Here is a 21,711-nt window from a genome sequence, read left to right as displayed (position 1 = left end):
TTAAATGATTTCTAGTAATGATTTTCGTCCGGGCGTAACAATTGAGCTCGATGGCAACGTGTGGCAGGTTGTAGACTTCCAGCACGTAAAACCGGGTAAAGGTGCTGCATTCGTACGTTGTAAATTAAAGAATTTGCAGACCGGTTCCGTAGTTGAACGTACTTTCAACGCCGGTGAAAAAGTGCCTAAAGCACATGTAGATCGTCGTCGTATGCAATACTTATACGAAGCTGACGGTGCCTACACATTCATGGATAACGAAACTTATGACCAAGTAGAGTTAAACCTTGAACAGTTAGGCGAAGCTAAAAACTTCTTGCTTGAAAACATGGAAGTTAGCATCGTGTTCTTCCAAGGTATCGTAATCGGTATCGATTTACCGGTAGCAGTAGAACTTCGCGTAGTTGAAACTGATCCCGGCATCCGTGGCGATACGGCTACAGGCGGTAACAAACCGGCTACATTGGAAACCGGCTATGTTGTTAAAGTGCCATTGTTTATCGAAGTTGGCGATGTTCTTCGCGTCGATACACGCACCGGCCAATACATTGAACGTGCGTAATATCAGTTAATATCAAAAGCATTTGTCTTTAACGTACGTTGTTCGAGGCAAATGCTTTTTATGCTATAAAAAGAAAGGCAGGGTACTATGAGTGATAATAAAACGTTCTTTGAAGGAGTTACTAAAATAAGCGATAACGTGTATGGCACGATTGCCTCCTTGAAAGCATTGGAAGTTAAAGGCGTCGCTTCCATGAGTACCACTGCAGGCGATGATTTTGCCAATTTAATCGGTATGAAAAGTCAGTGGGAAGGTGTCAGGCTCCAACGAGTATCCGATAATAGTATAACCATTGAATTATATTTGGTTGCTCGCTACGGCTATCGCATTCCCGATGTGGCTTTACGCGTTCAGGAACATGTTAAGACCGGGATTGAAACCCTAACCGGTACACATGTAGAGGGTGTTAATATCTTTATTCAGGATATTGCCTTTGAAAATACGGGGGTCAAATACATTTAAACGGGAAAGGAGCGATACGTAATGGATGTAAAGTCAACTAATCCTCAATTACAGGTGGATGTTTCCGATGAAGTTATTTTACAAATAGCGCACCATGCATTGACCTTAATTCCGGGATATCATTCCTTAAACAGTAATTTTTACTCCGGTATGGTGGACGGCATTGCTCGCAATTTCGGTCAGAAACGTTTGCCCGGCATTAATGTTAAACATCGTAAAGAAGGCCTTGAAATCAATACATATATTAATGTCCTTTACGGATATCCCTTAATGACCATGGCTGAGCAAATCCGTCAACAAATTCGTAAGGATTTAAAAGAATCCGTTAACCTTGATTCAGTGCGAATTGACGTTCATTTTGAAAATATAATCGATCCCAATCAAATCACAGAGGAGTTAACTAATGAAGCAAAATCGTAATCGTCGCCAGGCACGGCTGTACGCATTTCAATCTTTATATGCTAAGGAATTTCATAATCCGGAAGAGACCGTTATTATGCCGGAAGAAGAATCCAATTCTAACGGTGCCATGGATGTTGCCTATGCAGAAGCTATTATTAACGGCGTAACGGCTAATCAGTCCATTTTGGATGAATTATTACAGGCCCATTCGCCAAAGCGCAAAATAGGACAATTAGGAGCGGTAGAACGCAATGTATTGCGTCTGGCTGCATGGGAACTTACCGTATCACCTGAAGCAATCAATCCGCGTATTGTAATCAATGAAGCCGTACAATTGGCCAAAGACTTCGGTTCTGATAAAGGCTATAAATTTATTAATGCCGTATTAGATGCAATTGCCAAAGAAAAACAGGTAAAAAAGGATTCACCGGCTGTTGCCGTTGAGAATGAATCTGAAGTCAAATCAGACGTAAAGGCCCGGTGAGGCAACTTATGAAAGTTTATTTAGGGTTCGATACGAGCTGTTATACGACGTCCTGTGCTTTGGTCAATGAAAAAGGCGAATTAATAGGCCAAGCTCGAAAATTATTAGAAGTAAAAGCGGGTGCTCGCGGTTTGCAACAATCACAAATGGTGTTTCAACATACCCGAGCATTGCCCGAATTAATAAAACAATTACCGTCAGGTGTCCAACTAGCGGGCATTGGAGTCAGTGCGTTTCCACGCCGTGAAAAGGATTCCTATATGCCTGCTTTTTTGGTGGGACGAGGAATGGCTCACAGCCTGGGCCATCTGGATAATATACCGGTATATGAATTTTCACATCAGGAAAATCATATTTTAGCGGCCCTGCGTGTTTTACAATATATTCCGCAGGAACCGTTTTATGCACTTCATGTATCAGGCGGCACTACAGAACTTTTGTATTGTGAACCGGCTAAAGATACCTTTTTTACGGCAGAACTGATAAATGGGGCTTTAGATTTACACGGCGGTCAATTTGTCGACCGCGTCGGCGTTGCGCTGAACTTACCGTTTCCGGCAGGTCCGCACATGGAAAGGGTCGCTAAATCGCTATGTCCGAACCCTGAAGATTTGAAAACTGTAATTAATCGACTGGTAGCCGTTTCCGATGCTGAAAACTCAGGGGACAACAAATTTAGAATACTGCCGGTGTCTGTAAAAAACGGAGCCATCAGTTTTGGCGGACCGTGCAGCGAAACTATGCGTCGTATTGATCGTGCTAAAAATGCAGGTCAATTTAACGAGGAATATACAGCTAAAACAGCACTAAATGTATTCCACTGTATGAGTCGCTCTTTACAAAAGATGTTGACCTATCACCGGCAACAACGTGCCGCAGATACACTGATTGCGGTGGGCGGTGTAATGGCTAATAGTTTTTTACGGCAATCCTTGCTTGATTTTGGCAGATCTCATAAAGTTAAAGTACTGTTTGCGCCACCCGAGTACAGCTCCGATAATGCAACCGGTGTAGCTTATGGTGCGGCCTTGTCAGATACAACAAACAATAAATAGATATTGTTTTATGTAACAGTTAATCACCGGGATTAGAGGAGGAATTATATGGATGTTTTCTCCATTTCCAAACTTAACAATTTAATAAAACGCGTCTTGGAACGGGAATATGTACTGAAAAATTGCTATGTGGCCGGAACAATTGCCAATTTAAAACGCCACAGCACGGGGCATTATTATTTTTCATTAAAGGATGATGACGCCTCCGTAGATGTAGCTCTTTGGGCCGGTACAGCGCAAAAAAAAGGACTTGTAGGCCAATTGGAAAACGGTTTATTTGTAACCATGCGAGCTACGATTAATTTCTATGAAAAGACCGGTCGTTTGAGTTTAATCTGCAATGATATGGAGATTGGTCAAAAAAGCCCGTATCAGTTAGCCTTTGAAGCTTTAAAAAAGGAATTAACGGCGCTCGGCTATTTTGACGAAGCTCACAAACAACCGTTGCCGCTTATGCCGGCTACCATCGGGCTCGTTACTTCTGAATCGGGAGCTGTACTTCATGATATCTTACATGTAGCACGGCAACGTAATCCTTTCGTTCAATTTAAGCTGTTTGCCGTGCCTGTACAAGGTGATAAAGCGGGGCCCCTTATTGCCAAAGGGATCGAACGGGCCGATGCGGATAAAGAGGTAGAACTTGTTATTGTGGGCCGCGGTGGCGGTTCCATGGAAGATTTATGGTGTTTTAACGACAGAGTGGTAGTAGAAGCTGTATATAACTGTAAAACACCAATCGTATCAGCAGTGGGGCATGAAACGGACTATACTTTATGTGATTTTGCAGCCGATGTACGCGGTGCAACGCCGAGTCATGCCGCCGAGCTTACGGTCTCTCCGGTAAGTTATCTTTTGGAACAATTGGAATCCAAAGAAACCTACTTACATCAATACATGAAGCAAACCATTGAAACCAAAAAACAAGAATTACAAGCTATTTTTAACAGAAAGTTAGGCATTCCCGCATTAACTTTAATTCATCAGGAAAGCTCTAAACTGAATGATTTGGAGCATCGTTTAACCGGTGCCGTGCAACAGGCCGTAGGTAAGAAACAAAATAATCTGCTTCTCATGGGGCAACAATTGGAATTATTAAATCCTTTGCACTTACTTTTAAAAGGGTATACAAAAATCGAACATCAAGGGACACCGATTCATTCTGTAACGGCTCTTACTGTAGGGGATTCGGTTAATATTACTATGAACGACGGCTCATTAACAGCCAAGGTAGAGGAGATTATAAAAAATGGCTAATACTCTTAAAAACTATGAAAAGAAATACGCAGCCTTGGAAGAAATTGTTCGCACCTTGGATGCTAACGAATTATCGGTTAATGATTTATTAACCCAATATAAAAAAGGACTCACACTCGTCAAAGAATGTTCCGATATGCTGCAAAGCGTGGAAGGGGAAGTTCGCCAAATCATCGAGGAAGTCCGTATAGGCAATGAAAGCCAGAAATAAATTTTCTGAAATATACAAATTATCCGTGTAATTACACAATAATCTATGTATAAATTCTATAAAATGATGTATAATAACTATATTCAAACAAGTCAGTCAAGCTGACTTAACAGGCCAATCAGAGGCAGGAGGATATATGTTAAAAGAGTATTTAAAGGCGAGTAAAACATGGACCGAAGATTTCTTGAAAGAAGTGTTAACTTCGCCAAATACAGAATATGAGAAACTTTATGAATCTATGCGCTACAGTTTACTCATGGGAGGCAAGCGAATCCGACCGATCTTAACAAAAGCTGTCATGGAGTCGCTCGGTGTTTCACCGGAGCCTTACAAGGAAATTGTATGTGCCATTGAATTAATTCATACCTATTCCTTGATTCATGACGATTTGCCGGCCATGGATAACGATGACTATCGACGCGGCAATTTGACGAATCATAAAGTATATGGTGACGGACTCGCCGTATTGGCAGGTGACGGTCTATTAACATATGCCTTTCAATTAATCTGTCAAAATAAAGCGGCTACACCGCAGCAACATCTTAAATGCGTCTTGGCTTTGGCCAAAGCGGCCGGCCCGGAAGGCATGGTGGGTGGCCAAGCTTTCGATTTATTATCGGAAGGACGACATATTCCGCTCTCGGAACTGCAAGTACTCCATCGTGGTAAAACAGGTGCTTTATTCTTGGCTGCTATCGAAATTGGTCTTATTTTGAGTAATGCTGCAGCCGAAGTACAAAAAGCTTATATGAGTTATGGCGATCAGTTGGGCTTACTCTTCCAAATTACCGATGATATTCTCGATGTAACCGGCACCATTGAGGATTTAGGCAAAATGCCCGGCAGTGATGAAAAGCAAGATAAATCAACCTATGTTTCCGAATTAGGTGAAGCCGGTGCTCGCGCTAAAGCAGATGAAACAGCAGCCGCCGCTAAAGCAGCATTGGCTACGGTATCAAATAATACCGCTATTTTAGAAGCATTAGTAGACTACCTTGTACATAGGACGAATTGATATGCAATTTCTTAATGAATTATTCAATAATTATATTGCGCTGAGTGCCTTCTTGGGGTGGTTTTCGGCACAAGCTTTAAAATTTGTCATTGTGTTACTGCAATATAGACGGTTTCAATGGGAACGGCTCATCGGTTCCGGTGGCTTTCCCAGCTCTCATTCTTCCCTCGTAGTAGCACTTTCTACGGCAACAGCGTATATATACGGTGTTACCTCCGATTTATCGGTAATTTGCATAACTTTTTCACTTATTGTTATGTACGACGCATCCGGCGTTCGACGGGAAGCGGGACGGCAAGCACAAATTTTAAATCAATTAATGGAACATTTCAAGAAGCGTAATATTCCGGTCTATCTGGATGACGGTCACGTGCTCAAAGAGCTCTTGGGCCATACGCCGTTTGAAGTATTCGGCGGTGCTTTTTTAGGCTATGCCGTGGCTTCCATTATTTACTATAACTTTTTATAACTAAGGAGCTTTATGAGTACGAAAGAACGGTTAGACGTCTTATTGGTTAATCGCGGTCTCTTTGAAAGCCGTGAAAAAGCCAAAACAGCCATCATGGCCGGCCAAATTTTTATGGGCACCGTATGTGTGGATAAGGCCGGTACCAAAGTACCGATTGATGCTGACCTTAGCGTCAAAGGAAACACTTTGCCTTATGTGAGTCGTGGCGGTTTAAAATTGGAAAAGGCCTTACAACTATATCCCATCGATTTAACTGATGCGGTTATGGTTGATATCGGTGCCTCTACCGGCGGTTTTACCGATTGTGCTCTTCAAAACGGAGCCGCCAAGGTATTTGCCATTGATGTAGGCTATAATCAATTGGCTTGGTCACTGCGTCAAGATAAACGCGTAATCAACATGGAAAAACAGAACATCAGAACCGTTACAGCGGAACAGTTGGGTGAACTCGTTGATTTCATTTCCATTGACGTAGCGTTTATTTCGCTGGACAAGGTATTGCCGGTAGCCGTTACACTACTCAAAGATACAGGTTCTTTAGTGGCTCTTATTAAGCCGCAATTTGAAGCAGGCCGTGAGAAAGTAGGCAAGGGCGGCATTGTGCGCGACCCGGCCACTCATGCCGAAGTATTGACACGTATTTTACATGTAGCCGAAGATGTAGGCTTACATCTTCACGGTGTAACCTATTCACCGATTAAGGGGACTGAAGGTAATATAGAATTTCTGGGATATTTTAAGAAGACGACGGACGGTGCTTTAGCGATTACACCTGAATTAGTGGAATCAGTAGTAGCCGCCGCGCATGAACTGTAGGTGATCGTATGCGAGTAGGATTTATTCCGAATATGGGGAAAGAGAATATTATTCCTATTTTGCAAGAGGCAAAAAGCCTTTGCGAAAAAAACGGCATGGAGGTTTGGCTGCCTTCGGATTTGGAGGAATTCAATTTACCCGAACTATTAGGCGTGCCGACTAAACAAGTATTGCCGCGACCTGAAATTTTTAAGCATCTTGATATGGCGTTCAGTTTTGGCGGTGACGGTACTTTGATTCATTTGGCTCGCCAAATTTATGAATACGATGTACCGATTTGCGGTATCAATTTAGGCGAATTGGGGTTTTTAAATCAAATCGAATTAGTCGATATGGAAGACCGCATCAAGAAGATTGCCAATGGTGAGTATCGTGTGGAAAATCGTATCCATTTGGCCGCTGAAATTCGCACACCTCATGGTGTAAAAAAATTGACGCCGGTCATTAATGAAGTAGTCATTACGCATGAAAAACCGGGACGTATGGCGCGTATTAACTTATCTATTAATGAAGGTTATACGCAGATGTATCCGGCCGACGGTTTGATTGTAGCATGTTCTACCGGTTCTACGGGCTATAACTTGTCAGCCGGCGGCCCTATTATGGCACCGGACAATCATTCCATCATCGTCACACCGGTGGCACCGCATTTGTTGCAAAGCGTATCTTTAGTGCTGAAAGAAAGTGCCCGTATCGATTTAACCATGCCGCAACGCCAGGAGAAACTTCATATTTGTATTGACGGTACGTTCGACTATCAATTCAGTAATGAAGACAGCCTTCACATTGAGGCCAGTGCTCTTTATAGTCGCTATGTCAGGTTCTATGACGTGAAATTTTTTGCTACCTTATTCCGTAAATTATCGGCACGAAGAGATGAACTTTTATGATTAATTATAATCATGTTGTACAGTTCCAACATATCTTTTGGGACGAGCAACTTAAAAGCGCCAAAACAATTATCGATGCCACGGCAGGCAATGGTCATGATTTACTGTATCTGGCCAATCATTGCAGGCCCGGTGCCACAATTTGGGGGCTGGACAAACAGCCGGAGGCTATTGAGGCATCAACTAAACGATTGCAAACGGAGTGCAAACGAACCGATATCGAATACTGTTTGGTTCAAGGTAAGCACGAAGATATCTTAGCCAATACAGCTAAAGACTCGGATGATTCATCTGTTATAGAATCCATCGACTTACTGATTTTTAACTTAGGCTATTTACCGGGGAGCGATCATTCGATGATGACGCAAGCCGGTTCAACAATACAAGCTATCAAAGGGGGATTAGGTTTATTAAATCCAAAAGGGCTGATTACTGTCGTAACATATCCGGGCACACCGGAAGGTGAGCAGGAAAATAGGGCAGTACGTGAGTTTTTAACAAGCTTACCGCAAAAACAGTACGATTCGGCTACTTGGGAATTAATTAACCAAGCCAACAAACCTCCCATTTTATATATTATTAAAGGACGGTGACTTATGAAACGTTACAGATATAATAAAATTAAAGAAATTGTACAATCGCGTTCCATTGAAACTCAAGAGGAATTGGCAGCCGCTTTGGCAGCGGAAGGTATTGAAGTTACTCAAGCTACCGTATCGCGTGACATTAAAGAATTAATGCTGATTAAAATTCCTACCGGTGACGGCCACTATCGTTACGCTTTATCTCCGGAAGAGAATGTACTGCTTATCGGGAATCGCATCAGTCGCCTGTTCCAAGAATCTATTACACGCGTTGATTTCACCATGAATCAAATTGTGTTACATACGTTGCCGGGCTCCGCACAATCAGTGGCATTCGCTATCGACCATGCCAAATGGGCTGAATTAATCGGCACATTAGCCGGTGATGATACCATTTTGTTAATCGCTCACTCCGTTGAAGATGTACAGCCGATTTTAAAACGTATTTCCGATCTTATGAAAGACTAATAATACTGTACTTAAGCCTATGCGTGTATAACGTATAGGCTTAGTGCTTATTATCCGTTTCTTTTACTTTTACATCTTTTAATGCAAATTTAGTTTTTTTATGTGATATTACCTGTAAGGGATTAAGGACTTGTGATCTATGCTTACACAAATGGGAATTCGTAATTTCGCCTTAATTGAACAGATGAATTTACACTTTTCAGATGGTATTACCATCTTTACCGGTGAAACCGGTGCCGGTAAATCCATTTTAATGGATGCCTTCAGTATTCTGCTGGGTGAGCGGGCGAGCAGTGATTTTATTCGTCACGGCAAAGACGCTTTCGTCATTGAAGGCGTGTTTGATGTAACCGATGATACCGAACTATTAAATCTGTTAACAGCTAAAAATATTCTGGTCGAAGATAATCAATTGATTTTATCGCGTTCGTTTAACCGCCAAGGAAAGTCAACTATCCTTGCCAATGATCAGGCCATACCGCTTAAAGCATTGCGAGAAATCGGTCTTTATTTGGCGGACATTCACGGGCAATACAGCAATCAACTCTTATTAAATCAGGATATTCATCATAAATATTTGGATGAATTCACAAAAGCAGGCCTAAATGCTTTTGAAGCTTACGTAGCAGCCTATAAGACTTATAAAACGGCTAAAGCTCAATTGGACGGACTGGAAGCAATGGCGGCCGAACGAGCCCGAGAACTGGATATGCTCCGTTTTCAGATTGACGAAATCGAAGAGGCCCAATTAAAACCCGGTGAGGATGAAGCAATTACAGCCGAACTCAAACGGTTAGACAGCTTTGAACACTTAGACAAAGTCTTGGGCGCTTGTTATAACGCCTTTTATAGCGACCGTCATGCCATTTTGGAAGCCGTGAACAGTATTAAGTCTGAAGTACAGGATTTAGTTCGTTATGACGGAGAACTTAAAGAGCTGTCTGAATTAGTCAATTCCGCTTATTTTCAATTGGAAGAAGCCGCTCAAGGTCTTGATCGTTATCGTGACTCCATTTCCTATGACGAAGAACGTTACGCCTATTGCCAGGAACGTGATTCATTGATTTACGGTTTAAAACGTAAATACGGCGAAACGATTGAAGCTGTTCTGGAATTTGAAAATAAAGCACAAGCTCGTTTGGAAGAATTGGAAGCACAAAGCTATGCCAAAGAAGATTTGGAAAAAGCCGTGCAATTGGCCGAAGCAGATGCGATAGCTAAATTGGCTGCACTTGATGCCATTCGTGAGAAAAACAGTGCCATCATCGCTGATCAATTGCAACAACAATTAAAAGATTTAGGTATGAGTAAAGCAAAATTACAATTCGTCATCGAAAAGAGTGACGAATTACTGCCGCTGGGCGCCAAACGCATTGAACTCTTATTTAATGCCAATGCAGGGGAGGGTTTGTTACCGTTGCATAAAGTAGCATCCGGTGGTGAAATTTCCCGTATTGCCTTAGCTTTTAAGACAGTTTTCAATACCAAAACATTTAAAACACTTGTGTTCGATGAAATAGACGTAGGTATCAGTGGGGATATTGCCCTGCAGGTAGCCGCCAAAATTCAGCAACTCAGCAACAGTACCCAAGTTTTCTGCATCACTCATTTGCCGCAAACGGCAAGTATTGCCAAGCATCATTATCATCTATCGAAGCAAGAAGTGGACGGGCGCACGGTATCGAGCTTGACCGAGCTCACAGAAGAGGAACATGTGGAGCAGATTGCCCGTATGATGTCCGGACAGAACTTCTCGCACACAGCTTTAGCTACAGCTAAAGAAATGATTGAGCATTTTAAAAAGAACCATTAAAACCTTTAATTGCCAATAGCAGATTATGCCATTTATTATTATGTCTATGTATACAGAATACGATTTGACGGCATTACAAAATAAATGTATACTATTGGTAATCACTTTGAATTTTAAATTAAATATGCGGAGATAGAGGCGCGATGATTAAGAGTATTTATAAGGAGCCGGGCAGGGCTGTGAGATATGAAGAAAGGGAGAATCGCCGAAGCTTGTTTGTGCCGACAAACACAGCTGGTTGTGCATCGAATAGGTGTATGACTGTCATCATTTGATGGAGTGCTAGCTCATTGTTCTGACTATCGTAGTTTTGTCATATACTTATGATAAACCACTTAGTCGTTCAGGTAACCATACCAAGATCAGTGGCAGCTATCCGCTGGTCTTTTTTTTGGGAGGAATGAACATGATTACAGTGATGGTATGTGGCGCGACCGGTAAAATGGGTCGCGAAGTCATAAAGGCTGTTCATAATGATCCGGAATTACAGTTTGTCGGCGGTATCGACCCTAAACAGGCCGGTGAAGATGCCGGTACAGCTGCCGGTATTGAGGCTTTGGGTTTGCCTTTATACGAAACTTTGACAGCTGCCTTGGCTGATAAGAAACCGGATGTGATTGTTGATTTTACCAGTCCGGCCATTATTTTTGAAAACGCCAAAATAGTCTTAGGTGCCGGCGTTCATATGGTAATCGGTACAACCGGCCTTATCGCTGAGCAACGTGAAGAATTAGCGACTATAGGCAGAGCCAACCATGCCAATTGCCTGGTAGCACCAAACTTTTCCTTAGGAGCTGTTATGATGATGAAGACTGCGGCCAATTTGGCACCGTATTTTCCGAATGTGGAAATCATCGAATTACATCATAACCATAAATATGATGCACCATCCGGTACGGCTGTTTTAACAGCAAAACTCATTAATGAAGCAAAACAAGCTGCCGGTGCCGTAGGAGCTGAAGATTTAACACGTGAAAGTTTACCGGGTGCTCGCGGTGCCAAGGTAGATGATGTAACTATTCACAGTGTTCGCTTACCGGGTTATGTGGCTCATCAGGAAGTTTTATTTGGGGGTTATGATGAAACACTGACCATCCGCCACGATTCGTTAAGTCGTTTATCTTTTATGCCGGGTGTTGTGTTGGCTTGCAAAAAAATTGTTGATAAACCGGGACTTACATACGGCTTAGAACATTATCTGTAATTTAAAATATTATATGGAATCTCAGCATATTAATGCTTTAAATTTAATTATTTTATGGTAATATTATAAAATTGGGAGAGATACACATGAGAAAACCAAATGTTGCTATTTTAGGCGCTACCGGCGCAGTAGGCCAGGAATTCATCAAATTAATCGAGGAACGCCAATTTCCATTTGAAAATCTTAAATTATTGGCATCCGCTCGTTCAGCCGGCACGGAATTAACAGTATGCGGTAAAACTTATGTGGTTGAAGAAGCCTCAGCAGATTCTTTTGAAAATATTGATATTGCTTTATTTGCAGGTGGCTCCATTTCCAAAACATTGGCTCCGGAAGCAGTTAAACGAGGAGCTATTGTTATCGACAACTCCAGCACTTTCCGTATGGATCCTGAAGTGCCGCTCGTAGTACCCGAAGTAAATCCTGAAGACATCAATAAACATAAAGGTATCATTGCCAATCCGAACTGTTCCACTATTATTATGGCCTTGGGACTTAAACCACTTCACGATTTATCGCCGATTAAACGTATTGTTGTCAGCACTTACCAGGCTGTATCGGGAGCCGGCAAGGAAGGCATTGATGAGTTGGACAATCAAGTAAAAGCTCATACTGAAGGTAAACCGATGGAAGCGAATATTTTACCTAGTGCCTCGGCACCTAAGCATTATCCGATTGCGTTCAATGTTATTCCGCAAATCGATGTCTTCTTGGATAATGATTACACAAAAGAAGAAATGAAAATGGTGAATGAAACACAAAAGATTTTGCATGATGATTCTATCCAAGTCGTTCCGACTACAGTACGTATTCCGGTATATCGTTCCCATTCCGAGTCTGTATTGGTTGAAACAGAATCTCCGGTGAGCGTTGCTGATTTTAAAGCTGCTTGCGAAAAATTCCCGGGCCTTGTAGTGAACGATAACCCACAGAAACAAGCATATCCGATGCCACTTTATACATCCGGCAAGGATGATTGTGAAATCGGCCGTATTCGCAAAGATTTATATAACGATAAAGGCATGAATTTCTGGATTGCAGGCGATCAGATCCGCAAGGGAGCCGCCTTAAATGCATTGCAGATTGCCGAATATTTGGTGACCAACCAATCATTTTAAAGAATAGTTTTAGAGGAGGTTATTATGAAAACCTTAGGTCGCGTATTAACTGCTATGATTACACCGTTTAACGCGGATGGTTCAATAGATTTTGAAGGAGCTGTCACATTAGCTAAACATTTACTCAACAATGGATCTGACGGTCTTATTGTATGTGGTACTACCGGTGAAAGTCCTACTATAGATAATGAGGACAAGCTCAAGCTATTTGAATTAATTGCCCGTGAGTGTGGCCATTTAGGTTCTATCGTAGCCAATACAGGTTCCAATAATACCCAAAGATCTGTATCTTTTACGGAAGCTGCCTCTAAAACCGGTGTTCATGCCGTAATGGGTGTTGTACCGTATTATAATAAACCAAACCAACGCGGCTTATTCGAACATTTCAAAGCCATGGCGAATGCGACTGACTTACCGGTGATTGTATATAATGTACCGGGACGTACCGGCGGTAAAATTACGCCGGCTACTATAGCTAAATTGCGTGAAGCATGCCCCAATATTGCAGCCGTTAAAGAAGCAAGCGGCGATATTAATGTGGCAGCCGAAATCTATCATTTATTGCCGGAAGACTTCATGATTTACAGCGGTGATGACGGCTTGACTTTACCTATGTTGGCAGTCGGCGGTTGCGGCGTAATTTCGGTAACTTCTCACGTAGTGGGGAATGAAATGCAAGCCATGATTCAAGCTTATGAAGCCGGCGATGTAGTCAAAGCTAAAACTATCAATAAAGAATTATTTCCAATCTTTAAAGCTATGTTTGTAACAACTAATCCGATTCCGGTAAAATATGCCGTTCGTCAGTTAGGCTTACCGGCCGGCCCGTTCCACTTACCAATGTGTGAGCCGTCGGACGAAGAAATCGCTGTTATTAACGAAGCAATAAAACCCTATATAAAATAATAAAATATTAACTGTAAAATAGAGTCCGGTTCATTATTATGAATCGGACTCTTGTAAATAAAAAACGAACACTTGTTTCTTAAGCCAAAATAAAGGAAGACAAACAAGTGTTCGTTTTTATATATTTGATTTAAAATATAAATGACAGAACAGATATTAAATATGATCACGAATTAAACCGATAACTTTTCCTTCAATAGTGCAAGACTCAGTATAAATAGGCTCGAAATCACTATTTTCAGGTTGTAAACGAATTCGGTCTTTTTCACGATAGAAGCGTTTAACTGTTGCCTCGTCATCGATGCGAGCGACTACAATATCACCGTTATTGGCGGTTTCTTGGTTACGAACGATAAGTAAATCACCTTCATACATACCGATATCACGCATGGATTCGCCGCGTACGCGAAGTAAGAAACATTCGGAATTACCGATTAGAGATAACGGCAACGGAACAGTTGCTTCTTGATTTTGAATGGCCGTTACGGGCAGGCCGGCTTGCACAGTACCGATTAAAGGAACATTACGTAAACGGGCTTGTAACATTTCAAAAGTTTCAGAAGAGGTTACTTGTTTATCGTTGGAAACTTCAACTTTAGGTGCCATTTTAGGCTTAAGTCCTACAACTGTAATGGAGCGGTTCTTATTCACATCACGGGTAATATAGCCAAAGCGTTCTAATGTATTGAGATGGCTCTGAACCGTAGAAGTAGAGCTTAATCCCATATACTCACAAATCTCACGAACACTGGGGCAGCGATATTTTGTTTCCAAACACATGGTAATATAATCCAAAATCTTCTTTTGCTTTGAGTTAATATCGGTAGCAGGTCGTCTCACGGTTAAAACCTCACAATCTAAAATACTGATTAAATACTTTACTTATAATAATGATACAAATATATAGCGTAAATTATATTATTAAATATAATTTATAAAATGGCGTACATAAACTATCTCAATGTTATTATAGAACGTATTTACAAATATTGTCAAATAAAAGTTCGATTTTCACTTGACCGAACATTTATTCGCGTGATATACTAAGCATGTAAACAAACATATATACCGTTAGTAATGTTCGTTTAAATACAAAGTCGAAAGTACAGTTCAATGAGGTGATAGTTATGAAACGCGATTTTTTAATTGTTTTCAGTATGTTCTTAACTTTAACTGTAAGTTATTTTATGAATACGCCAAGCATTGAGTTAGATATGCAAAATGTCCGCACCGTAACTGTGAAAACCGGTGATACCGTTTGGGGTCTTGCTTCACAGTATACGAATGATCATATAGATGTACGTGAAATGGTTCACGCCGTAAGCACATTAAATAAATTGGATGAAACAGCCAACTTAGAACCGGGACGTACACTTAAAATACCTACCGTTAAAACAAAGAATGCTAAGCTGTTTACTGAATACCTGGCTCAGAATGAATAATTTGTTCGTAATAATAATATCGAACAGAATTTTCCAAGCCACTAATTTTGTTGACAATTTAATATATATATAAAGGAGCTATCCGGCGGCTGGATAGCTCTTTTTGTTCGATAATTGATTTAAAGGGATTTTAACCAATTTACCTGTCATGAATGTAAACGGCACTTTGAATATATAACTGTATTTGAAGATATAGCTCATAGTCCTTATACTTGCAGAGCTTATTTTCGTCTGCTGCCGAATATAGTACTGATCGGATTGTCGACAAATTTATTGGCTTCGTTAATATAGCGACGTACCATATTCACACTGTGATGACGAGTCTGACGCATAATGTTACGTTCTTCAACACCAAACGATGCAGCCGTCGTGGCAAAACCGTGTCGTAAACTGTGTGCACCGTACATTGCCGGATCAAGACCGATGAGCTCAACATATTTCTTTACGATGTCGGCAATACTTTTATCACTCAAAGCCGTTTTACGGATATCCATTTTCTTCGTAAAACCTCTGAAAATTGGGCCACTTTTAATACCAGTATACCGGATCCATGCCTTAACGGCCCTTACAGCGCAAAATTCGGCGTTTTCTATATAAGGGATAGCTACAACCGCGCCTTGGCCTTCTTGGTCAGCTTTTGAGGATCGTACAAAAATTTCTAAACCCTGTGGTGAGAAAGTTAAGTCTTCGACCATCAAGGCACTGATTTCACTGCGTCGAAAAGCACCCATAAACCCAATCAACAGTATAGCCTTATCACGTAATAATTGAATCTCCGGCAAATTAAGCTTAGCCATCTCATCAAAGATATCTTCCAAATCTTCTAAAAGGATAGGGGTTTTACCTTGTTGATAAGTCCCTTTAAGACGACGAATGCCACGCAAAGCTGAACTAACCAGCGAAGATTTACAAGGATTATCGGCCATACCGGAGGCATTAAAATTTTCGGAAATGGCACTGATGCGTCTTGATATGGTATTAGCTTTGGCGTGATCGGCTAAATCGTTAATATAATTGACAATAGTTTCCGGAGTAGCCGGGAAAAAATCTACATGGCGCGATTCACACCAATATACAAAATCATCCCAGTCAGACTCATAAGCATCAACCGTATTATTTGATTTAGAGGATAAAATGCTTAATTTAGCTTTATCCGAGAGTTTGCTGCTGGCCATGAGTATTTCGTTGTCACGCAGATAAAAATGCTTGTTAGACGGCATATAGAACACTCCTTATATAAATGAGCTTAGCTGACATATAGCTAATGTATGATTAGTCAGATGATTATAACATAGTCAAACTTAGAGTATGGAATACCATTGATTCCATAAAGACAGAATAAGTATGAAAGCCCGAAGAAACAGCCCAAACACTGATTAGGGCTTAATTAGGGGGATTTTTGTATAAAAAATTACTTCCGATAATATAACGACATCTGAAAATCGCATGGATACTAGGGGCATCAAACCTTTGCCGATATTTTGCCGCAAAAGAATTTAAATATCGGCAAAATCAAGCGCATCTTTATTAGAGAATTCTATCCATTAATGCAATCGCCTCTGCTTCGCGTTTTTGCGTTACATCATCATAAAATTTAGCCGTCGTATACATACTTGCATGTCCCAAACGTTTGCTCACATAATCAATCCCCATACCGGACTCAATTAACATCGTTGCATGAGTGTGACGAAGACCATGAAATGAACCCTTTCCAAAATTTTCCTTACACCAAATACCGAAATATCTAAGACTATTAGAAGTTAATCCTGTTCCGGAACTATCGGTACACACCAACGATGAATCATTAGTGTAAAAAATTCCTGCTTTGAATCTATCTTTTTTTTGTTGCAATTCTTTCTGCTTTAATGCAGCCATTAATTTTTTTCCAAAAGTAACAGAACGAATAGAGGTCAAACTTTTTGGTGTATCTTTTTTAGGAGCACTCTTTTTATCATACTGACTAAATTCAATCTTGATTATATGATTTTCAAAATCTACATTATCCCAAGTTAATGCCAGACATTCACCTAACCTCATACCACAACAATAAGCAAGCATGATTGGCATATAAAAAGAATGGGGAGGAGCAAATCGTCTAAATTTTCCTCCTACAATTTTCTTCGGATTGTGGCAAGAAAAGCTCTGCTTTATTTGTCAAAAGGAAACTTTACTTTTTCACAGAATAAGCACAAAACAGGTAATCCCGACTGGTTGATTGCTTTCTATAAAGAAACGGTAAAGCATATCTGTTTTGTAGTCGAGACAAAAGGCTCCATGAATTCGATGCAGCTTCGCCTGAGTGAGGAGTCAAAGATCCACCGTCTAAGGGACATTTATTTCAAAGCGATCTCCAGCGGGAATATCATCTACGATGTGGTAGACAGCTGCAAATCTCTGCTGGAGAAGGTGATGAAGTGATTTCGGCACGGTATGGAATGGTGGTAATGTATATGGGCATTTTCTTGGTGATAATGAGGTCGGAAAAAGCAGCGTTCTGGTGAAAATGTAGACGGTATCTTTATTGAAGAACCAGAAAATCATTTAAGTCCTGTAAATTTTCGGAGACTTGTTCAGCAGGTAGCGTTTGCAAAGAATTTCCAGCTTTTTGTCACAACACATAGCAGCGTGATAAGCACCCGGCTTAAGAGTAACAATCTGCTTATTATGTATCAGGAATCTGATAATTTAACGATATCGCGTTGTAGGAACAGCTTCTAAGCTAGGTAAGGGTTATCCCGTAAGAGCTTGGAAAACTGGACCTAGATGGGAAATAAATGACTTAGAGTCATATTATCCTGAAGGTGATGATCGTTTTAATAAATTTAGATTTGATATAGGTAAATCCAATACTCCCTTAGATAAAGCTAAGGAGTTATGGCCAATTTGGTATGAAAATAGAATTGTAAAGAGGGCATCTCCTGGGCATTGGATTGTAAAAAGGGATTTATATGATTGGTGGTTACGTGAAATAAAAAATAAGTCACGGCAAGGGCATCGTTATTATGGTATTTTTACATTGGCGACTTATGCGATGAAATGTAACATACCCTTTGATGAATTAAAAGCTGATGCTGAAGCTCTCCTACCTTTATTTGATAAAAGAACTACTGACGAATCTAATCATTTTTCTATGGATGATATAGATGCTGGTTTAAAAGGCTATAGAACTAGAGCATTTACATGTACTATTGATTTTATAGAACGAGTAGCTGGAATTCAAATAAAACGTAATAAACGAAATTATAAGAAACAAAAGGATCATTTATTTATTGCCAGAGGGATTAGAGACCTAAAAATTCAGCTTTCTGGTAAATCTGATTGGCGTGAAGGTAACGGACGACCTATTGGTAGTGGAACTAAAGAAAAAATCGTTACTTGTTGGAAATTAAAAAATCCAGAGGGACGAAAAGCACAATGCATACGAGAGACGGGATTATCTAAAATGACAGTTTACAAATATTGGCATATAGATGATAAGTAATCGGTAGATTTCAGTTAAAAAAATATAAATAGTCCTTATTGTTGTTTAAACATTGCTAATTAAACATATAAAAATACACATAAAATTACAATTATAATTTTATGTGTATTTTTTTATATGTTTTTTATTGAAAATTGATTATAAACCAACTTTTGCGACTAATTTAGCAACAGTTTCTTTTAATTCAGCATTTTCTTTTTCTAAAGAATTAACCTTATCTTCTAATACATAAACAGTACTGATTGGAGCTGTTTTATATTGTTCTTTGAATTTCCGTTCAGTAGTAGTCTGACCAACTTTGAAAGAGGCCCCAATATTAACCATATTATCGTTATTACCAACAGTAGTGCCTACACTAAACATAGTTTCTTCGTTAGGATGATAGAATGCACCTAATGCTAGCGCTTGTTTATCTTTGTAGAAACCGCCAGCAACTGCTACATTAAATTTATTATCTGGATCAAAGTCCATTGGATGTAACCCTGCTAATGCAGCACTCATAGCGCCAACACGAGTAATATCGTGTCCTAATTTATTGATAGAATTTGTATTAGTAGATACTTGTTTATTTAATTCAGCAATATTTTGGGTATTTGTATCTACTTGATTACCAATATTAGTTACGGTAGTATTTAAGCTACTAATATTATTAGTATTAGTAGTTACTTGGCTGCCTATATTAGTTATTGTTGAATTAATAGTATTAATATCTGATTCGGTAACGTCTGCAGCTAATTTATTGTCAGAAGTAAGATGTAATCCATCACCATAATTGACAGATAGAATATGAGATCCATCAGAATTATCAGTAACAGAAACTGCATCTCCAGCAGTATAAGTTGCATATGTCCGTACAGCTTTTAGTTGAGCTACATTTACTGCATCTGTATCTTCAGTTCCTGCTGCTAAATTTATAATTTGGCGTTTATAATTATCGGTTCCAAGAGATACAGCTCCTAACGTTGAATGCCAGGTATTTGAATAACTGGTTGAATTTGTATTTGTAGTTGGATCATATCCAAAATAACCAGATTCTCTTGAAGCTACAGAGAGAGCACCTAATGCTGTTCCACCAAATACTGTAGATCTAGAGTTATACCCTAAGGCGGTAGCATCTAGGCCAGTAGATTTAGAGTAATTACCAACAGCAGTACTACCATAGCTGCTTGTTGTAGTATTTGATCCGATTGCTACAGAATCAGATCCAGTTGCAAAAACATAATTACCTACGGCTAAACTATTATAACCACTTGATGTAGCTTTTGTTCCTAAAGCAGTACTATTTTTTTGCAGAAGCATTGGAAGCATATCCAATTGCAACAGCTTCATAGTTTGTTCCTTGCGCTTTGTAGCCTATTACAGTAGCAAAGGCTTTATTATTTTTATCTGAAGTATTAACTGCGGTTGTTTCAGTACCAATAACTACGGAAGTTCCTGCAGCAGTTACTTTATTCCCAATAGCAACTGTACCATTGTCTGTAAGAGTGTTAGTGGATCCATTGATAACGGTCCCCCCTCCAATGTTGATAGAACTACTTGCAGCTAAAACAATATTTCCTATACTAACATTTGCTAATACACTTGCTAATACACTTGCTAATATAAATTTACTTTTTTTCATTGACAATCCTCCCTTTAACTCTAATAAATTATCATTTTTAACACTAACCATGAACAAAATAAGCACATATATAATATATATTAAAACACTAATGCTGTCAATTATAAAAAAACGAAATAAAATAATAAGAAAAATATAAATATATCCATTATAAAAAAATAATATATACACAGCTTGAAAAAATATGTAATAAAAAATTAATTTATTTAATAATAATAATTTTGGTTTATAAAATAGATATAAAAATATAAGTTATTAGTAAAAAATAATTTTAGATAGAATATTAAAAATTTTATACATATCATATTGTATACATAAAAAGATGTGTATGATATAATTATGGTAAAATACATATAAAAAGATATGTATAAATTAATATAGATTATAAATGAGGGATAAATAAATGAATGTAATTACAGTTATTAATCAAAAAGGTGGAGTAGGTAAAAGTACGACTGCTGATGCTATAGGTTCAGCACTACAATTAAAAAAGAAAAAAGTATTGTTTGTTGATTTAGATCCTCAAGGGAACTTATCTTATTTACTTCATAAAAATAATGATGAAGTTACTATTTGTGATTACTTCAAAGACAAAAAAGCAGGAAACAATCCAAATATAAATGATTATTATCCAGTATACTCAACGTGGAGATTTGATTGCTAGTGATCCACTTTTAGCTGAGGCTGATATATTTTTAGATATGAAGGGAAGAGAGTATTATTTAAAAGAAGCCTTAGATGGTATTAAGGAAGAGTATGATTTTGTAATTATTGATACTCCACCAGCATTAGGAATATTAACGGTTAATGCGATGACGGCATCGACAGGCATCTTAATACCAGGTCAAGCAGATATATTAAGTATACAGGGAATTAGCCTAATTTATAATACAGCTCAAAATGTAAGAAAAATCTCTAATCCTCAACTATGTATTTATGGAATTGTTTTAGTAAGATATAATCCAAGAACCATTATCTCTCAAGATTTAACAGAAGCATTAGAACAAATTGCAGATCAAATGGATACTAGATTATTTAATTTTAAAATTAGAGAGTGTACGGCGATAAAAGAAGCACAAGCACAGAGAGAAAGTATATTTAGCTATGATAAAAAATGTAATGCGGTCACAGATTATGAAGGAGTATTAAAAGAATTATTGAAGGTGATAAAAAATGGCAAAAAAGAAAAATAAGAGCTTTGAGGCTGCTGGTAAGAGTGCTTTTTTTCAAGTAGTCAATCAAAAGAAGTAGATAAAACTGAAGAAGAAAATAATTTAAAAGCTCAATCCTCGGAAAAAATAGATTCTAATAAAAGTAGAATTAATACAGAAGAAAAGAAAATAGAACAAACGGGGATAAAAATAAAGAAAAAATATGATGGTTAATTGTAAACTGAAATTGAACATATAAAAAATCCATAGTGAATACCGATTTGTGTTATGATTAATGTCGCT

General features: G+C 39.1%; 28 protein-coding genes and 1 riboswitch. Of the genes, 23 read left to right on the top strand and 5 right to left on the bottom strand.

Annotated features, from left to right (window positions below; all coding sequences use genetic code 11):
- The first annotated feature begins 4 nt into the window (after positions 1-4).
- The 17 genes from efp to dapA all read left to right on the top strand — a co-directional run bounded on the left by efp (position 5) and on the right by dapA (position 13,713).
- Positions 5-562 (top strand): elongation factor P, encoded by a 558-nt coding sequence (gene efp, locus EO126_RS06995; protein ID WP_006556749.1) that lies wholly within the window; start codon positions 5-7, stop codon positions 560-562.
- An 87-nt stretch (positions 563-649) separates the two neighbouring features.
- On the top strand, positions 650-1,024 hold the full coding sequence (locus EO126_RS06990; RefSeq protein WP_006556750.1) for an Asp23/Gls24 family envelope stress response protein: 375 nt from the start codon (positions 650-652) through the stop codon (positions 1,022-1,024).
- Positions 1,025-1,045: 21 nt separating this feature from the next.
- On the top strand, positions 1,046-1,444 hold the full coding sequence (locus EO126_RS06985; RefSeq protein ID WP_006556751.1) for an Asp23/Gls24 family envelope stress response protein: 399 nt from the start codon (positions 1,046-1,048) through the stop codon (positions 1,442-1,444).
- On the top strand, positions 1,428-1,910 hold the full coding sequence (nusB, locus tag EO126_RS06980; protein WP_127008168.1) for a transcription antitermination factor NusB: 483 nt from the start codon (positions 1,428-1,430) through the stop codon (positions 1,908-1,910). The genes EO126_RS06985 and nusB overlap by 17 nt, the downstream gene beginning before the upstream one ends.
- A gap of 8 nt (positions 1,911-1,918) precedes the next feature.
- Positions 1,919-2,965, top strand: coding sequence for a tRNA (adenosine(37)-N6)-threonylcarbamoyltransferase complex transferase subunit TsaD (locus EO126_RS06975; protein ID WP_127008166.1), 1,047 nt, complete (start codon positions 1,919-1,921; stop codon positions 2,963-2,965).
- 48 nt (positions 2,966-3,013) lie between these two features.
- Positions 3,014-4,219, top strand: a complete 1,206-nt coding sequence (gene xseA, locus EO126_RS06970) for an exodeoxyribonuclease VII large subunit (protein WP_006556754.1) — start codon at positions 3,014-3,016, stop codon at positions 4,217-4,219.
- Positions 4,212-4,430 carry an exodeoxyribonuclease VII small subunit gene (gene xseB / locus EO126_RS06965; RefSeq protein WP_006556755.1) on the top strand — a complete coding sequence of 73 codons (219 nt, stop codon included), beginning with the start codon at positions 4,212-4,214 and terminating at the stop codon, positions 4,428-4,430. Before xseA ends, xseB begins: the two co-directional genes overlap by 8 nt.
- A 136-nt stretch (positions 4,431-4,566) precedes the next feature.
- Complete coding sequence (locus tag EO126_RS06960) at positions 4,567-5,445, top strand: polyprenyl synthetase family protein (protein ID WP_127008164.1); 879 nt, start codon at positions 4,567-4,569, stop codon at positions 5,443-5,445.
- 1 nt (position 5,446) lies between these two features.
- Complete coding sequence (locus EO126_RS06955) at positions 5,447-5,914, top strand: divergent PAP2 family protein (RefSeq protein WP_006556757.1); 468 nt, start codon at positions 5,447-5,449, stop codon at positions 5,912-5,914.
- 12 nt (positions 5,915-5,926) lie between these two features.
- The gene (locus EO126_RS06950) at positions 5,927-6,730 is read left to right on the top strand and encodes a TlyA family RNA methyltransferase (RefSeq protein WP_127008162.1); all 804 of its coding nucleotides are present in this window, start codon (positions 5,927-5,929) and stop codon (positions 6,728-6,730) included.
- A gap of 8 nt (positions 6,731-6,738) precedes the next feature.
- A complete protein-coding gene (locus tag EO126_RS06945) occupies positions 6,739-7,620 on the top strand; it encodes an NAD(+)/NADH kinase (RefSeq protein ID WP_040771330.1) in 882 nt (293 codons plus the stop codon).
- Positions 7,617-8,213, top strand: coding sequence for a tRNA 5-(aminomethyl)-2-thiouridylate-methyltransferase MnmM (mnmM, locus tag EO126_RS06940; RefSeq protein WP_006556760.1), 597 nt, complete (start codon positions 7,617-7,619; stop codon positions 8,211-8,213). Before EO126_RS06945 ends, mnmM begins: the two co-directional genes overlap by 4 nt.
- A 3-nt stretch (positions 8,214-8,216) precedes the next feature.
- A complete protein-coding gene (argR, locus tag EO126_RS06935) occupies positions 8,217-8,672 on the top strand; it encodes an arginine repressor (RefSeq protein WP_006556761.1) in 456 nt (151 codons plus the stop codon).
- A 139-nt stretch (positions 8,673-8,811) separates the two neighbouring features.
- On the top strand, positions 8,812-10,485 hold the full coding sequence (gene recN, locus EO126_RS06930) for a DNA repair protein RecN (protein ID WP_127008160.1): 1,674 nt from the start codon (positions 8,812-8,814) through the stop codon (positions 10,483-10,485).
- A 125-nt stretch (positions 10,486-10,610) separates the two neighbouring features.
- Positions 10,611-10,778: riboswitch (Lysine riboswitch) on the top strand.
- Between the two features lie 113 nt (positions 10,779-10,891).
- On the top strand, positions 10,892-11,689 hold the full coding sequence (gene dapB / locus EO126_RS06925) for a 4-hydroxy-tetrahydrodipicolinate reductase (protein ID WP_127008157.1): 798 nt from the start codon (positions 10,892-10,894) through the stop codon (positions 11,687-11,689).
- An 86-nt stretch (positions 11,690-11,775) separates the two neighbouring features.
- Positions 11,776-12,807 (top strand): aspartate-semialdehyde dehydrogenase, encoded by a 1,032-nt coding sequence (locus EO126_RS06920; RefSeq protein ID WP_127008155.1) that lies wholly within the window; start codon positions 11,776-11,778, stop codon positions 12,805-12,807.
- A 24-nt stretch (positions 12,808-12,831) separates the two neighbouring features.
- Positions 12,832-13,713 (top strand): 4-hydroxy-tetrahydrodipicolinate synthase, encoded by an 882-nt coding sequence (gene dapA / locus EO126_RS06915; RefSeq protein ID WP_127008153.1) that lies wholly within the window; start codon positions 12,832-12,834, stop codon positions 13,711-13,713.
- A 156-nt stretch (positions 13,714-13,869) separates the two neighbouring features.
- Here the strand turns inward: dapA and lexA are convergent, their stop codons facing one another.
- The gene (gene lexA, locus EO126_RS06910) at positions 13,870-14,553 is read right to left on the bottom strand and encodes a transcriptional repressor LexA (RefSeq protein ID WP_006556766.1); all 684 of its coding nucleotides are present in this window, start codon (positions 14,551-14,553) and stop codon (positions 13,870-13,872) included.
- A gap of 287 nt (positions 14,554-14,840) precedes the next feature.
- Here lexA and EO126_RS06905 point away from each other — a divergent pair, with 287 nt between their 5' ends.
- Positions 14,841-15,155 (top strand): LysM peptidoglycan-binding domain-containing protein, encoded by a 315-nt coding sequence (locus tag EO126_RS06905; RefSeq protein ID WP_006556767.1) that lies wholly within the window; start codon positions 14,841-14,843, stop codon positions 15,153-15,155.
- A gap of 221 nt (positions 15,156-15,376) precedes the next feature.
- Here the strand turns inward: EO126_RS06905 and EO126_RS06900 are convergent, their stop codons facing one another.
- Both EO126_RS06900 and EO126_RS06895 read right to left on the bottom strand, forming a co-directional pair.
- Entirely contained in the window at positions 15,377-16,375 is a 999-nt protein-coding gene (locus tag EO126_RS06900) for a site-specific integrase (RefSeq protein WP_127008151.1), read from the bottom strand.
- Positions 16,376-16,682: 307 nt separating this feature from the next.
- Complete coding sequence (locus tag EO126_RS06895) at positions 16,683-17,213, bottom strand: site-specific integrase (protein ID WP_276317388.1); 531 nt, start codon at positions 17,211-17,213, stop codon at positions 16,683-16,685.
- An 18-nt stretch (positions 17,214-17,231) separates the two neighbouring features.
- On the opposite strand from EO126_RS06895, the gene EO126_RS10955 reads away from it, so the two are divergent.
- From EO126_RS10955 to EO126_RS06880, 3 genes are all read left to right on the top strand, one after another.
- Positions 17,232-17,573: a restriction endonuclease gene (locus tag EO126_RS10955; protein ID WP_240631454.1), complete on the top strand. Its 342-nt coding sequence runs from the start codon at positions 17,232-17,234 to the stop codon at positions 17,571-17,573.
- A 96-nt stretch (positions 17,574-17,669) separates the two neighbouring features.
- Positions 17,670-17,873 (top strand): AAA family ATPase, encoded by a 204-nt coding sequence (locus EO126_RS11205; RefSeq protein ID WP_081651703.1) that lies wholly within the window; start codon positions 17,670-17,672, stop codon positions 17,871-17,873.
- Between the two features lie 313 nt (positions 17,874-18,186).
- Positions 18,187-18,636 carry a hypothetical protein gene (locus EO126_RS06880; RefSeq protein WP_071822321.1) on the top strand — a complete coding sequence of 150 codons (450 nt, stop codon included), beginning with the start codon at positions 18,187-18,189 and terminating at the stop codon, positions 18,634-18,636.
- A gap of 138 nt (positions 18,637-18,774) precedes the next feature.
- Here the strand turns inward: EO126_RS06880 and EO126_RS06875 are convergent, their stop codons facing one another.
- Both EO126_RS06875 and EO126_RS06870 read right to left on the bottom strand, forming a co-directional pair.
- A complete protein-coding gene (locus EO126_RS06875) occupies positions 18,775-19,965 on the bottom strand; it encodes a YadA-like family protein (protein WP_127008148.1) in 1,191 nt (396 codons plus the stop codon).
- Positions 19,916-20,257 (bottom strand): hypothetical protein, encoded by a 342-nt coding sequence (locus EO126_RS06870; RefSeq protein WP_127008146.1) that lies wholly within the window; start codon positions 20,255-20,257, stop codon positions 19,916-19,918. Before EO126_RS06870 ends, EO126_RS06875 begins: the two co-directional genes overlap by 50 nt.
- A 403-nt stretch (positions 20,258-20,660) precedes the next feature.
- Between EO126_RS06870 and EO126_RS11060 the strand changes: the two genes are divergently transcribed.
- Complete coding sequence (locus EO126_RS11060; protein ID WP_127008144.1) at positions 20,661-20,921, top strand: ParA family protein; 261 nt, start codon at positions 20,661-20,663, stop codon at positions 20,919-20,921.
- A complete protein-coding gene (locus EO126_RS06860; RefSeq protein WP_127008142.1) occupies positions 20,878-21,450 on the top strand; it encodes a ParA family protein in 573 nt (190 codons plus the stop codon). Before EO126_RS11060 ends, EO126_RS06860 begins: the two co-directional genes overlap by 44 nt.
- The last annotated feature ends 261 nt before the right edge of the window (positions 21,451-21,711 follow it).

The sequence above is a fragment of the Veillonella seminalis genome, assembly GCF_003992065.1.
GTDB lineage: Bacteria > Bacillota > Negativicutes > Veillonellales > Veillonellaceae > Veillonella_A > Veillonella_A seminalis.
This window is presented reverse-complemented; position numbering and strand designations above follow the sequence as displayed.

What these genes read in the sequence shown, in the direction of transcription:
- efp (WP_006556749.1), top strand. Translation starts at nt 5, where the DNA reads ATGATTTCTAGTAATGATTTTCGTCCGGGCGTAACAATTGAGCTCGAT.
- EO126_RS06990 (WP_006556750.1), top strand. Translation starts at nt 650, where the DNA reads ATGAGTGATAATAAAACGTTCTTTGAAGGAGTTACTAAAATAAGCGAT.
- EO126_RS06985 (WP_006556751.1), top strand. Translation starts at nt 1,046, where the DNA reads ATGGATGTAAAGTCAACTAATCCTCAATTACAGGTGGATGTTTCCGAT.
- nusB (WP_127008168.1), top strand. Translation starts at nt 1,428, where the DNA reads ATGAAGCAAAATCGTAATCGTCGCCAGGCACGGCTGTACGCATTTCAA.
- EO126_RS06975 (WP_127008166.1), top strand. Translation starts at nt 1,919, where the DNA reads ATGAAAGTTTATTTAGGGTTCGATACGAGCTGTTATACGACGTCCTGT.
- xseA (WP_006556754.1), top strand. Translation starts at nt 3,014, where the DNA reads ATGGATGTTTTCTCCATTTCCAAACTTAACAATTTAATAAAACGCGTC.
- xseB (WP_006556755.1), top strand. Translation starts at nt 4,212, where the DNA reads ATGGCTAATACTCTTAAAAACTATGAAAAGAAATACGCAGCCTTGGAA.
- EO126_RS06960 (WP_127008164.1), top strand. Translation starts at nt 4,567, where the DNA reads ATGTTAAAAGAGTATTTAAAGGCGAGTAAAACATGGACCGAAGATTTC.
- EO126_RS06955 (WP_006556757.1), top strand. Translation starts at nt 5,447, where the DNA reads ATGCAATTTCTTAATGAATTATTCAATAATTATATTGCGCTGAGTGCC.
- EO126_RS06950 (WP_127008162.1), top strand. Translation starts at nt 5,927, where the DNA reads ATGAGTACGAAAGAACGGTTAGACGTCTTATTGGTTAATCGCGGTCTC.
- EO126_RS06945 (WP_040771330.1), top strand. Translation starts at nt 6,739, where the DNA reads ATGCGAGTAGGATTTATTCCGAATATGGGGAAAGAGAATATTATTCCT.
- mnmM (WP_006556760.1), top strand. Translation starts at nt 7,617, where the DNA reads ATGATTAATTATAATCATGTTGTACAGTTCCAACATATCTTTTGGGAC.
- argR (WP_006556761.1), top strand. Translation starts at nt 8,217, where the DNA reads ATGAAACGTTACAGATATAATAAAATTAAAGAAATTGTACAATCGCGT.
- recN (WP_127008160.1), top strand. Translation starts at nt 8,812, where the DNA reads ATGCTTACACAAATGGGAATTCGTAATTTCGCCTTAATTGAACAGATG.
- dapB (WP_127008157.1), top strand. Translation starts at nt 10,892, where the DNA reads ATGATTACAGTGATGGTATGTGGCGCGACCGGTAAAATGGGTCGCGAA.
- EO126_RS06920 (WP_127008155.1), top strand. Translation starts at nt 11,776, where the DNA reads ATGAGAAAACCAAATGTTGCTATTTTAGGCGCTACCGGCGCAGTAGGC.
- dapA (WP_127008153.1), top strand. Translation starts at nt 12,832, where the DNA reads ATGAAAACCTTAGGTCGCGTATTAACTGCTATGATTACACCGTTTAAC.
- EO126_RS06905 (WP_006556767.1), top strand. Translation starts at nt 14,841, where the DNA reads ATGAAACGCGATTTTTTAATTGTTTTCAGTATGTTCTTAACTTTAACT.
- EO126_RS06900 (WP_127008151.1), bottom strand. Translation starts at nt 16,375, where the DNA reads ATGCCGTCTAACAAGCATTTTTATCTGCGTGACAACGAAATACTCATG.
- EO126_RS06895 (WP_276317388.1), bottom strand. Translation starts at nt 17,213, where the DNA reads ATGCTTGCTTATTGTTGTGGTATGAGGTTAGGTGAATGTCTGGCATTA.
- EO126_RS10955 (WP_240631454.1), top strand. Translation starts at nt 17,232, where the DNA reads ATGGGGAGGAGCAAATCGTCTAAATTTTCCTCCTACAATTTTCTTCGG.
- EO126_RS06880 (WP_071822321.1), top strand. Translation starts at nt 18,187, where the DNA reads ATGAAATGTAACATACCCTTTGATGAATTAAAAGCTGATGCTGAAGCT.
- EO126_RS06875 (WP_127008148.1), bottom strand. Translation starts at nt 19,965, where the DNA reads ATGAAGCTGTTGCAATTGGATATGCTTCCAATGCTTCTGCAAAAAAAT.
- EO126_RS06870 (WP_127008146.1), bottom strand. Translation starts at nt 20,257, where the DNA reads ATGAAAAAAAGTAAATTTATATTAGCAAGTGTATTAGCAAGTGTATTA.
- EO126_RS11060 (WP_127008144.1), top strand. Translation starts at nt 20,661, where the DNA reads ATGAATGTAATTACAGTTATTAATCAAAAAGGTGGAGTAGGTAAAAGT.
- EO126_RS06860 (WP_127008142.1), top strand. Translation starts at nt 20,878, where the DNA reads ATGATTATTATCCAGTATACTCAACGTGGAGATTTGATTGCTAGTGAT.